The 11,992-nt window shown below is 67.7% G+C and carries 7 protein-coding genes and 3 pseudogenes; 2 read left to right on the top strand and 8 right to left on the bottom strand.

Annotated features, from left to right (window positions below):
- Nucleotides 1–400: 400 nt before the first annotated feature.
- Nucleotides 401–1,151: pseudogene (locus OG462_RS00365) on the bottom strand (transposase family protein).
- 163 nt (nucleotides 1,152–1,314) lie between these two features.
- On the opposite strand from OG462_RS00365, the pseudogene OG462_RS00370 reads away from it, so the two are divergent.
- Together OG462_RS00370 and OG462_RS00375 are read left to right on the top strand one after the other, a co-directional pair.
- Nucleotides 1,315–1,902 (top strand): annotated as a pseudogene (locus OG462_RS00370) (IS630 family transposase); the annotation flags it as partial.
- Between the two features lie 367 nt (nucleotides 1,903–2,269).
- Complete coding sequence (locus OG462_RS00375) at nucleotides 2,270–2,530, top strand: hypothetical protein (RefSeq protein ID WP_406053502.1); 261 nt, start codon at nucleotides 2,270–2,272, stop codon at nucleotides 2,528–2,530.
- A gap of 789 nt (nucleotides 2,531–3,319) precedes the next feature.
- Here OG462_RS00375 and OG462_RS00380 read toward each other — a convergent pair.
- From OG462_RS00380 to OG462_RS00410, 7 genes and pseudogenes are all read right to left on the bottom strand, one after another.
- A pseudogene (locus OG462_RS00380) lies at nucleotides 3,320–3,478 on the bottom strand (XRE family transcriptional regulator); the annotation flags it as partial.
- Between the two features lie 1,328 nt (nucleotides 3,479–4,806).
- Nucleotides 4,807–5,139, bottom strand: coding sequence for an STAS domain-containing protein (locus tag OG462_RS00385; RefSeq protein WP_406053504.1), 333 nt, complete (start codon nucleotides 5,137–5,139; stop codon nucleotides 4,807–4,809).
- A gap of 90 nt (nucleotides 5,140–5,229) precedes the next feature.
- Nucleotides 5,230–5,700: an ATP-binding protein gene (locus tag OG462_RS00390; RefSeq protein WP_406053506.1), complete on the bottom strand. Its 471-nt coding sequence runs from the start codon at nucleotides 5,698–5,700 to the stop codon at nucleotides 5,230–5,232.
- Between the two features lie 751 nt (nucleotides 5,701–6,451).
- Nucleotides 6,452–6,646 carry a hypothetical protein gene (locus OG462_RS00395; protein ID WP_406053508.1) on the bottom strand — a complete coding sequence of 65 codons (195 nt, stop codon included), beginning with the start codon at nucleotides 6,644–6,646 and terminating at the stop codon, nucleotides 6,452–6,454.
- Nucleotides 6,647–7,346: 700 nt separating this feature from the next.
- A complete protein-coding gene (locus OG462_RS00400; RefSeq protein WP_406053510.1) occupies nucleotides 7,347–8,438 on the bottom strand; it encodes a fatty acid desaturase family protein in 1,092 nt (363 codons plus the stop codon).
- Nucleotides 8,439–8,648: 210 nt separating this feature from the next.
- Nucleotides 8,649–9,365: an ATP-binding protein gene (locus OG462_RS00405; protein WP_406053512.1), complete on the bottom strand. Its 717-nt coding sequence runs from the start codon at nucleotides 9,363–9,365 to the stop codon at nucleotides 8,649–8,651.
- A 2,154-nt stretch (nucleotides 9,366–11,519) separates the two neighbouring features.
- Entirely contained in the window at nucleotides 11,520–11,990 is a 471-nt protein-coding gene (locus OG462_RS00410) for a transposase (protein ID WP_406066271.1), read from the bottom strand.
- Nucleotides 11,991–11,992 lie beyond the last annotated feature (2 nt).

An 11,992-nucleotide genomic window follows, 5' to 3' on the forward strand; every position in this document is an offset into this window, starting at 1 on the left:
ACGTGAACTTCGAGCACCCAACGTGCCGGGTTGTTCGCACACGCGGTGCGGTGGACGGCCTGGAGGTGGGAACCGGCCTGGCCCACACAGCGCTCTGCCTCGCAGCGGTAGTTGTCACCGGCGACGGCAGTCGACCTGCCGGCTTCGCGCCGGAATCTCAGTGCTATCTGCCACCAGATGCGCGCGCTTGTTGTCACCAATCGCAGGTTCGCAGCCGTAGTTGTCACACCTCAATGCGCGAGCGAGTCGGTGACCTGGAGCGTCATGCAGACGTCGACCTGTGCCGTGACACGCTAGTCGGAACTGCCAAGTCGGGCTGGCCTGGCTCTTTGCGTCGCAAGCGCCACGCTAGTGTCCTGCGCCGGAGATCCATGGTTAGTTTGTGCATGACTGAGCGTTTTCAGCGTTGCCTCTCCAGGGTGAGGACGGCTTTGGTGATGACGGTCATGCGGTTCGGGCTGATGCGGGATCTGCGGAAGATCTGCCAGGACTTCAGCCGTGCCATGCCGCGTTCGACTGGTGCCCGGGCTGCGGCCAGAGCCCGGTTGACGGTGCGCTGGGTGAGGGTGAGCTCACCACCCGGTGGTCGTTTGAGTCCGGTGGTGACCCAGGGGCCGGCGCCCTGGTATGCGCGGTCGGCGAGGACCGGGACGCCCTGACGCTCGCAGGTCTGGATGATGCGATGGGTGCGGGCCGCGGTCAGATCGTGGGTGCGGCCGGGCAGCGCGGGCGAGATCCGCAGGATCTCGCTGGCGGGGTCGGTGACGACCTGGACGTTCACGCCGTGCCGGCGGTGCTTGGCCGAGTAGTCGGCCCGGCTGTCGCCGACGCGGTCGCACTCGGCGAGGGTCCCGTCCAGGAGGACGAAGTCCGGATCGTCTCGCGCAGAGTCTTGAGCAGGCCCGGCGCCCGGTCGGCGAGCAGGCCGGTGACGGCGGTGACCCGTATGCGTGGGCGGTGCCGACGGATATCCCGAAGCCGGCCGCGATCCGGGTGAGTGTGTCGTGGCAGCGTAGGTACACCAGAGCGACGAGCGCACGCTGGTGGGGCGGGAGCTTGCACCTGCGGTCACCCTCGCGGGTGACGATGAGCATGGTGACCCACTCGACCAGGGCGTGTGGGAGGTCGAGTGCGGCAGGATAGGGAACCAACGAGGCTCCTGTGCCGGTGGGTTGAGACTTCGAACACCTCCCCCAACGGCACGGGAGCCTTGTGCGTTGCGGCCCTCACCTCGGGCTCGCCGCCGTCACCCGATCGGTGGCCACGCTGAAAGAGCTCACTGCTTCTGCGGATGTGCCGGTGCCTCGTCGCGGTCCGAAGTTGGAACCGTTGTTGTTGTCGCCCGATGAGCGTGTGGTGTTGGAGCGTTGGGCCCGCAGGGAGCCGGTGTTGCCGATGATGCCCGGCATGCCCGAGCGCCGCACTCATGACTACGTCCGCAACGGTCTGACCACCTTGTTCGCAGCCTTCGACGTCGCGACCGGTGAAGTCATCACCTCACTGCACCGCCGGCACCGGGCCGCGGAGTTCAAGAAGTTCCTCATCAAGATCGACAAAGAGGTCCCCGGGCACCTTCAGGTCCACCTGATCTGCGACAACTACGGCACCCACAAGACCCCGGCAATCAAGGCGTGGCTGGGCAAACACCCACGGTTCCACCTGCACTTCACACCCACCGGCTCCTCCTGGATCAACCAGGTGGAGCGATGGTTCGGCTTCCTCGCAGACCAGAAGATCCGGCGAGGCGCCCACAAGAGTGTGTGCTCCCTGGAAGCCGACATCCGCGCCTGGGTCAAGCAGTGGAACGAAAACCCGACCCCGTTCACCTGGACCAAAACAGCCGAAGAGATCCTCGACTCACTCACCCGTTTCTGCCAACGGATCTCCGGCGCAGGACACTAGCGGAACTGATTTGACAGGGTTACTGGCACCGATCGATCAGTTGTCATCCTTGTTGGCGCCAGATCCGAATTCCTGGCTTGAGGGGGTGAAGGCGGTTGCTCTCCTGGAGGCGTGGAACAAAGCGATGACCGGCGCTGTCGGCTTACGCCTCAACGTCCCACCCGAATCCGGCAGTGAAGTTGTGGTCGTATCAGGTCGGCGTCAACACCACCTGGCCGGTCCCTGAACAGAGCGATCCCGTGAGCTCTTTCAGAGTGGCTACTGATCGGGTGCCCCAGGCCGAGTCAGGATGAGGACCGCAACGCGTAAAGCTCCCGCGCCGTTGAGGGGGTGTTCGAAGTCTCACCCCATCGACTCAGGAGCCCTGTTGGTTCCCCATCCTGCCGCACGCGACCCGCCTCATGCTCTGGTCGAGTGGGTACTCGAGGGCCGCCGAGCGGAACGCGAGGCCTACGTCGGCCAGTTCGCCGATGGCCGCTGGCACGCAGAAATCACCGGCAGACTCACCGAAGACGACTGGGTCGTAGACCACGAAACAGCCCACGGCCTCGCCCCCGAGCCCCTCCGCGTCCTCGTGGCATACCTGGTCCGGGACGGATACATCGACCGCGCCGAATCCCTCGGCTGACCAGCTCCGCCGCACTGCTGTGCGGCGGCGGCCATCCCGCCCGGCAGACCGAACCCAAGCCCGGCACCAGGAACCGCGCACTGCCAGATCCAGACCGGTTCTCCGAAAGTCCCTGTCGATGAGTCCACGCTCCCTGACGACCGGACGGGATCCTACGACCGCCCCCAGACCGCCTCATCCCTGAAACCAGAACTGGAGACAACGTGGCAGAGCCGCCGAAGGGGCTCGACGGCGGTTGGAGCGGTGATGGCCGCTCATGGACCTGCATTCCATGAGCGGCCTTGGTGGTGCTGGCAGTCAGTCAGTCCCCAAATCAGTAGGCATCAGCCAGAAGACCCATGGAACCGGGACGTGACTCGACCGCTCCCGGAGGAATCACGACCAGACCTTTTGGTGAGTACTCGTGCTGATCTTGATGTCGCTGCCGTCTCCATCTGCCGCATTACTTGCTGTTGTGGTGACTGCGAGGAGGGCGGAAGCTGCAAGGAAGGTAGCCGCCAGGCGTCGAAGCATAGCTGGAGTGTCCTTTCTGGTTGATGTTTAAGTGCATTGATTAGTATTTCGTAAGCAAGGTGCCCTGCTATAGGTAGCTGCTACCCAAATGCGCCGCGTCCATCTCGAACACGCCTGCATCCGCTGCCCGATGCTGAGCATCAACTCGAAGACGCTGCCACACCTCGACGAGCTTGAGGAGGACCTTGTGACCCGCCGCCGGGGGGCAATCGATGAGAAATGGAACCCGTCGTGGTCTGCCGAGTGACAGGGCCACTTCGCGGTGGTGCGGGAGATTCTCGCGGAAGAGACCATCCTCGCGCACGCCGGAGGGAGGTGGACGGTGAGCCTGTGGAAGCGTCCGTCGTCGATGCTGCCCGCCGGCGCGGTGTAGCCGAAGTGGGCCCGGGTCTCCACGGTGATCCCGCCAGTGGCGGCGGCCTTCCTTGGAAAGCGGACAATTGACCGTGGGTCTGACCACAGCCGACCTGGGCGAGAACAGCCCTGGCGACAACAGCGCGAAACCCACTGCCGACCCCGCCCGGACAGCCCCGCCGAGCACCGCGGCCAGGGCCCTGCAGGCAAGACCCCGGGGCGGGAGGCCGGGAAAACGCCATCCCGGCAGCTCCCCGCTCCAGCCCCCTTGGCCACAGCCTGGAAACAGGAGGGCCGTCCACACGGCTCAGAAAAGGAGCCAACGGCCCCGGCACTGAGGCGCAGAACCGGACCGCTGACTACGCAGCCCAGGCGTGGGGCGCCCGGACCTGTGCACGCGTCACACAGCGCAACGCCCCACACCCCGCAAAGACACGCACCACGTCAACACGACGTTTCCCCTTCACTCGGGAAGATGAGCGATGCAGCGCGGCCAGTCCCCTGCCCGGCCAACCTGACCCCCGGACGCAACAGACACGGGCACCTTCACCACCCCCGACCAGACCGCCAAGAACAATCGGCAGCGTTCATCGCTCATCGACACCACGGCGAGGGCAACCAGGCCGCCCGCCCCAAGGAGAGGGTGAGAGGAACTTCGCCTTGGCCCTACAGAACCGCACCACTCACCTCCGGCTGGCAAGCACCGCCCGCCGGGCCTGTCAGAGATCCAGAACCTCCAATTGCTATCGACTGAGAGGTTCGGGGCCGGAATCAGGTGACCCATGGCCCGTGACCTGTGCGGACACAGGACGCGCTCGTGCAGGTCAGCAACCGGCCGGGCAACCTGTACCGCAACCAGCCAGGCAACTCACCTCGCGATCCACCAGGCAACCCGCCGAGCAACCGGACCGACCCGCCGCTCGAACGCCTCGCGGAGCACTTCTGTCTGCCGGGCCTCGGCCAGGGTTCCGGCGTCGCCGAGCGCCGCTGCGGACCACTGGACGGTCCATGTGGCGGTCTCGCGGTCCTTGTGCCGCTGGTCGGGCTTGTCGTAGGCGGCGCGGTTGTAGCGGTGGCCGCATTCCGGGGACGGGGTCTTGCCTCGGTCCGGGGCGTAGCGGGTGCCGGGGCCAGCGCAGGTGATGGTGGCCGTCGCCCATGTCCCAGCGGACCGACGACACCTTCGCCGTGGCGGCCGCCGGCGCCGCCGCCGACGGCCGCGGACGCCGTGATGGGGCCTAAGGGTGCTCGAGGACGGGGTGACCCACATCCACATCGGCATACCGACGCACTCGCCAGCCCCCGGCCCGGCTGAGCGCAGAGAGAACGCCGGCGGTCGGCGGTCGGCGCCAGTCCGGCTTGAAGCCCGGATGGGATGCTTCCGGGTGGAGTTACAGCAGTCGCCCTCGTCAGTGCTGGAGGACGGGTGGGTTCCAGGGGGAGAGGGTTTTCAGCCGGTCGAGGGTGTAGCGGAGCCGGGGGTGCAGGCCGGCCAGGTGCAGGCGGGTGTGGGCGGCGTGGGTCTGGTCGGTGAGGCGGCGCAGTGCGTGCAGGCCCGTCACGTCGCAGAAGGCGAGGGCGGTGAGGTCGAGGCAGAGGAGGTCTGGCCCTGCGGCCAGTGCGGAGGAGACGGCCCGGTCGAGGAGCGGGGCGGTGGCGATGTCGAGTTCTCCCTCGAGGCGGAGCAGGACGGTGCCGCCCCACCACACGGTGTGGGCTTGCAGCAGCTGGTCCGCTCGCACGGGCGCCTCCGGCTCCATGGGACGCAACAGGCTTCCAGTCTCCTCTTCCGCTTGTTTCAGTGCGGGCTTTTGCAGGATGCGGGACGGACGTCAGGCTGCGTCGAGGCCCGCCCAGTGGTCGATCAGCCCGTCGAGACCGGCCTCGGTCCCGGTGCCGGTGTGGCCGGCGAGGGCGGAGACGATCTGGTCACCCCGGCCATGCTCGTCCTCGGGCCGGGCGGCGGCCCAGCTGCCGTGGCCGGCTTCCGTGCGCGGCCCGCCGTCGGTGACATGAACCTGGACCCGGCCCGAGGCGTCCACCGAACCCTGCAGATGCAGGACAACCGGCGGAAGCGCATGAGTGACAGCGTTCGTGACCAGCTCGGAGACGACCAGCAGCGTGTCATACACCCGGTCCGCGTCCAGCCCCCAGGCCTCCAGCACCGGCCTCACCGCGTGACGGGCAGTGGCCGGGGCAAGCGGCCCGTGCTCCAGAGACAGGCTGAACCCGCGCCCGCCATCCGGCACGGCAGACAGCGCGGAACGCTGCTGTCCGTTACGGGAGAACGTGGTCGTCGTCATCGGGATCACTGCCTGCCAGTGGGTCTGGAAGTACCTTCTCTGGTACTTCCAGCACACTCCCCCACAGCACAGAAACCCTGAGCAAGCAATACCCAAAAACAGGAAAAACGGACATCGGAAGAGTCTGGGCCCTCAGCGCCGAACCCAGCAAAACAGCCTCCCGCAACGACACCACGGAGCCACCGCCGAGCCCTGCCCAGACAGCCCTGCCAAGCACCGACCAGGACCTTCACAAAGACAGAAACCGGGAGACCGCCGTACCGCCAGCTCCCCAGGCCACGACGAAACAGGAGCCGCCGTCCACACGGCCCAACGCAGGGCCGCGGCTCTATGGGGTCGGCCCCGGTGCCGCGGCATCGAACGGGGCCGCAGACTGCACAGGTCCGGCCGCGGGGTGCCCGGACCTGTACGCCCCCGCGCCCCCAGGGACACCCGCCACGTCAACGTGGCGGTTCTCCCACCGCCTGGAAGGATGAGCCGATGCAGCCCCTGCCCGTCCCCTGCCCCGCCCATCTGATCCCGGACGCGACAGACCCGGACACCTTCAACACCGTCTACCAGGCCGCGAAAAAGGAGCAGGCGGGCCAGTACACGGATGTCGTCGTATGCGTAGCGGTCCGGCTGCTGGCGGCGCTGCCGCTGGGGCATGCACAGCCAACAGGTGGGACGGCCCGGCGGTACCGCTCCCAGAGCACGGCTGGGCACCGGGCCTCACCCACGCACGCCATATCGGCACGGGCTGCCACCGACTCTACGGGACCGGCACCGTACCGGGCCGTCCGAGACGCCGCCGGGCGGGCCGGGGCTCCGGCGGTGTGGCGGCCAGTTCGGCGGTCCAGTCGCCGGTGGCGGCACGTTCAGCGGCCGTCCGGGCTCGCGGGTCGCGTGCAGCCGGCTCGGAGATCTCAGGGCCGGGACCGAGGGCCCGGCGTCGTGCGGTACTCACTGCTCCAGTCTCCCCCGCGCCCAGTGGCCCGCGTGGACTCCCCAGTACCTGCCGCACTGCCCCGGGCATCCATGCGCCACCCTCCTCCATGTCATCGGCTGCATCCCCAGCGACCAGGCCCCCGGACCGGGAACAGGCACTTGCCGCACTCCAGCAGCCACGCGCGGCAGCCTGCACGGAATGCGACGCCGCCCGCTCCCTGGACCCACAGCAGCCGCCCGCCTCCTGAAGCCGCACCGTGAGGGTGAATGCCAGCCGAGCAGCCGAGTTACCTACTTGGCCTCACCCGTAGTAAGGGGGCCAACTGCAGTCGACGGCGCGGAGGGTTGTCTGCATCCGGTTCATCGTTTGCCGCAATGTTCCCGGGCTGAGATGCCGCAGCGTTGGCCGTAGGAGCAAAGGTTCAGCCGCCCGCTCTGGAAGCAACAGTAAATAGCAGAAGGGTAGTGGAAATTGAAAGAATGTTGTTGACGCGCATTGCTCGGACTGCCCATGTCTGGACCTGTTTCGGTTTCCGGGCAGTCAGGGTGATGCGTGCGAGGAATATGCCTGGCCGCTGAGGCGGATGCGCTGCAACTGCCGGTTGCCGCAGCCGCGTAGAGGGCATGGTCAACTGGGCTGAACCGACTGAAGCCTGACTGCGTGGGGATGAAGGGCGCGAAACCGGTGAGAGCCAGCGTCCCTGTGACCGTCTGTGACCCTACTCGGCCCACTCGGACCGGAGCGGCGCGCCCACCTCGTGCAGGTGGCCGAGGGCCTGGCGGTACGAGTCCACGAAACCGGTCTCCGTGTACGGAACGCCCAGGGCCGCACAGTGGGCCCGGACTGCAGGCTGGGCGAGACGCAGATTCGGGCGCGGCATGCTCGGGAAGAGATGGTGCTCGACCTGGTAGTTGAGGCCGCCGAGGAACCAGTCGGTCAGCGCGCCGCCCCGGATGTTGCGCGAGGTGAGCACCTGGCGCCGCAGATGGCCCCAGCTCTCGCCGTCCGCGTGCTCGTCGGGCCGCTCCATGCCCTTGTGGTTGGGGGCGAAGGCCATGCCCAGGTGCACACCGAGCAGCATCTGGTGGACGAGGGCGAACACGAGCGCCTGGGCGGGGGTGAGCAGGGTGAGCAGCAGGGCCGTGTAGCCGGCGAAGTGGGCGAGGAGCAGCGCGCCTTCGACGAGCCGCTCACGGCGGGAGCGGCAGGGCCCGTCCTTGGCGAGCAGGGCCTGGACTCCGTACACCTTGAGCGCGACGCCCTCCAGGGTCGTCAGCGGGAAGAACAGCCACGCCTGGTGACGGGTGAGGAAACCGCGCAGCCCCGTGCGGCCGGCCGTCTGGTGCTCGGCGAAGACGAGGATGTCGGCCGCGACGTCCGGGTCCTTGTCGAGGTGGTTGGGGTGGGCGTGGTGGCGGTTGTGCTTGTCGTTCCACCACTCCCGGCTCATGCCGAGGAGGAGGTTGGCGTGGACGAGCTGGAGGATCCTGCTGACCCTGCGGTTCGCGGTGATCTGGGCGTGGCCGGCGTCGTGGCCGACGAACGCGGCCCGGGCGGAGAGCAGCGCGAGGGGTACGGCGAGCAGCAGCGCCCACCAGGAGGGGCCGATCAGGGCGAGCCCGGCCACGACGGCGGCGATGCCGAGCAGGTTGACGGCGATTCCTCGGGCGTACCAACCGGGGCGGTGTTCGAGGAGGCCCTGTTCCCTGACCGTCCGCAGGAGCGGGGTGAACTCGCTGCCGCCCCTGGCACGGGCGGGCGCCACGGCGGGTGCGGCGGCGGCCGGGGTCAGGACGGTGGCCTGGGACATGACGGGCTCCGGTCTCTGTCGGTCGGAATGCGGCGGCGACGCGGCCCATGGTGGCGGTGATGGTCCGTGACGGGCGGGCGTCTGGGACGTTGACGGTGTTGGCTTGCAGCAGCTGGTCCGCTCGCACGGCCGCCTCCGGCTCCATGGGACGCAACAGGCTTCCAGTCTCCTCTTCCGCTTGTTTCAGTGCGGGGCCGGATGCAGGTCAGGTCATGCTGCGTCGAGGTCGGCCCAGTGGTCGATCAGCCCGTCGAGACCGGCCTCGGTCCCGGTGCCGGTGTGGCCGGCGAGGGCGGAGACGATCTGGTCACCCCGGCCATGCTCGTCCTCGGGCCGGGCGGCGGCCCAGCTGCCGTGGCCGGCTTCAGTGCGCGGCCCGCCGTCGGTGACATGAACCTGGACCCGGCCCGAGGCGTCCACCGAACCCTGCAGATGCAGGACAACCGGCGGAAGCGCATGAGTGACAGCGTTCGTGACCAGCTCGGAGACGACCAGCAGCGTGTCATACACCCGGTCCGCGTCCAGCCCCCAGGCCTCCAGCACCGGCCTCACCGCGTGACGGGCAGTGGCCGGGGCAAGCGGCCCGTGCTCCAGAGACAGGCTGAACCCGCGCCCGCCATCCGGCACGGCAGACAGCGCGGAACGCTGCTGTCCGTTACGGGAGAACGTGGTCGTCGTCATCGGGATCACTGCCTGCCAGTGGGTCTGGAAGTACCTTCTCTGGTACTTCCAGAACACTCCCCCACAGCACAGAAACCCTGAGCAAGCAATACCCAGAACAGGAAAAACGGGCACCTGGAGAATGCCGCCGCCCGCCTGCCCGGACAGCCCCGCCAGGGCCGGCAGGCCCCCGCGAAGAGAGACTCGGGACGGGGCCAGGAATCGCCGTACCAGCAGCTTCCCAAGCCAGGCCCTGGCCACAGCCACGAGCAGGAGCGGCTGTCCACACAGCACAGGAGGGAACCGCGGATCTTTGGGGGCGGCCCCGGCGCAGAGGCGTAAGAACCGGGGCCGCGGACTGCGTGGCCTGGGCGTGGGGCGCCCAGATTGTGCACGCGTCACACACCTCAACGCCGCCGGCCCCCCAAAGACACGCACCACGTCGACACAGGGCGCCCTTCCCCCTCATAGGCCAGCAAACGGGTACCCGCCGGACCTATCCCGAGACCGGGTGAAAGCCCCGGTTTTGATGTCACCCTTGTGGATTTCGACACGTCAGCAGCGATTCGTTTGCGCTCGTCTTCCCGATCCCCGCCTGACGCCTCTTACAGCGCCCTTTCCCCATCGCTCACCACGACGGTCTTCAGCCAACGCAGCATGAGGCGTTTGAAGCCTCCCCCCGTAGGGCGACTCCGAAGCGCCTGCCTTCATCTTTGGCACAGCACCACTTCCAGGAGTGGCCCTACAGCCAACTCCCTTTCATGTTCAGGACGCAATCACCCGCGCACGCCATATCGGCACGGGCTGCCGCTGACCCTATGGGACGGGGGTCAGCGGCAGCCCGTCGCGAGACACCACGGTCCGCGCAACTCGGTGCGGCGGTCTCGGAGCGCCTCCCGAGCTGATCAACAGACGACGCGTTCTCGCGTACGAAGCCACCGGTCAGAAGTTGGCGGTCAGAGCCGCGTTCAGGCCCGCAAACCAGGGGCGGGGGTCGCTGCGGTCGAGTGAGCGGGTGTTGCGGGTGACGGCCGCGTCGTCGGTGTGCAGCGCCAGGAGGCTGAGAGGCTCTGGCCCGGGTGGGTCGTCTCGACGTGCCGGACGCCGCTGCCCATGGAGGGGGCGAGGGGGTCGGTGGTAAGGAGAAAGAGGCCGGTGCCGCCACACGTGCACTGCAAAACGGCCCGGTGTCCGGCTGTGTTCGCTCTGCGGCGCCTCCGCTGAGCGTCCTGAAGGGCTTTATTGAAGGCTTCGACCGGGCCGGGGACGACGAACCGCCGTGAGTTTGCCGCTGTCTCTACGGGACCAGCGCGGTACCGGGATCGGCCGTGCCCGCCGCCGGGCTGACCGGGGCTCCAGGGGCACAGGGGTCCCATCCACTCCGATGGCTCACAACGGAGCGGCAGAGAAGTCGGAACGGTTCATCCCGCCCCCACACCACCAGCACAAACCCATCAACCTGATGCACCATCACTGACACCAAACCGGCGCATCGCACGGGCCTTAAGCGAGGCTCCTCGGGCGGGGCGTGGTGCGTAGAGAACACCAACGCAACGACCAGGAGCCCCGCCTCGTGGCACCCCCACCTGACCTGCACATTCGCCCTGCAGGGACAGGGGAAAAGGGTTCACTCAGGACACTAGCGTCAGTCCTAATGGCCTTGCGGCGGCAAGTCCGTTGCGGTGCACCAACGGGTTTCTCCGCATTTGGTAGTCGTAGCCCCCGCGAAGCCTCCATCCTGGGAACCGTCGACGCTCTCCTCAGGAACTAGCTGGAGAATCTCAACATTTGTGATCACAGAACACCTCATGCACATCAGAAGCCCGTGTGTTATCGCAGGCTCAGCCGAAGCCCGGTGGGTATTCCGAACGGCATCCCGAGCCGTCACTCCGGGCCATACCCACGGAACCCCACAGGTGAGATGGAGTACTTGAGTAATGGCCACTCACTCGTGGAGGGCCCCTCTCATCGCTCCGGTTGGGACTGCATGAATTCGGGACGTTGTCAGAGCACTGCCACAGGTGTTGTCACGTTGGTGAGGGCTTGAGGGGTGGGGGTGCGCCAGGGCGTGCTTGGCCCGGGCTCTGGTCTCGGTCAGGCCGCCGAGCACCGTGCCTGGGTAAGCTCCGCGCAGGCCCGCCCCGTCCCTGGAGTGTCCCCACGCACCACCCGCCCCCCGGCAGACGGCCTGCCACAGAGAAGCCGGCCCGCATGGACACCCCAAGTACCTGCCCCACCGCTCCGGGTACCCAGGCGCCACCCTGCTCCACGTCATCGGCTGCACACCCAGCGACCAGTGAGCCGCCCCGAAGTTTCCGGACACCGGACCAACTAGAACTCCCGCACAGCGGGTGCGCTCGACCAGGCACCGACCGAGCTCCGCCTTCGTGAGCACCCTCTTCTCCCGGCACCGCATCACGGTTACCGGCCCAGGTCTTGCCCAGGTACAGGGCGAAGTCGGTCAACGCCCGGCCTTGCGGGGGCACGCACGCGAGGAAACACCGCGACCTGGTGGTTCTCGACCTGCCCGGTGGTCGCGGCGTACCTCCGGGCGTCCCCGGCCGACTTCGTTCTCTTCTTCAGAAATGCGGGCTCGTCGATCACCAGAACCGCCTCCGGATCGCCCAGACACCCGCCGACGAAGGCCCGCACCCCGCCCCGGAGCCCGCTCCAGCTCCACGCCGTACACCGCAGCAGGTTCTTCACCCGGTCCGGCACCACGTGCCCCGCCTGCGTAGCGATCTGCCAGGAGTTCTTCCGCTCCACCGGCCCCAGCAACGCCTTAAGATACGCACGCGCATTCCCACGCGGGTCCTTCCGGCCGAACAGACCCGAGCGAAGCGAAGAAAGCCTTGAACCACTCCGCTCACCCCGCTCCACATCACGCAACATCT

The organism is Streptomyces sp. NBC_01077, assembly GCF_045162855.1.
In the GTDB taxonomy this organism is placed as follows: Bacteria; Actinomycetota; Actinomycetes; order Streptomycetales; family Streptomycetaceae; genus Streptomyces.

Coding starts and splice junctions, on each gene's coding strand:
- OG462_RS00400 (WP_406053510.1), bottom strand. CDS start 8,438: ATGTCCCAGGCCACCGTCCTGACCCCGGCCGCCGCCGCACCCGCCGTG.
- OG462_RS00410 (WP_406066271.1), bottom strand. CDS start 11,990: ATGTTGCGTGATGTGGAGCGGGGTGAGCGGAGTGGTTCAAGGCTTTCT.
- OG462_RS00390 (WP_406053506.1), bottom strand. CDS start 5,700: ATGACGACGACCACGTTCTCCCGTAACGGACAGCAGCGTTCCGCGCTG.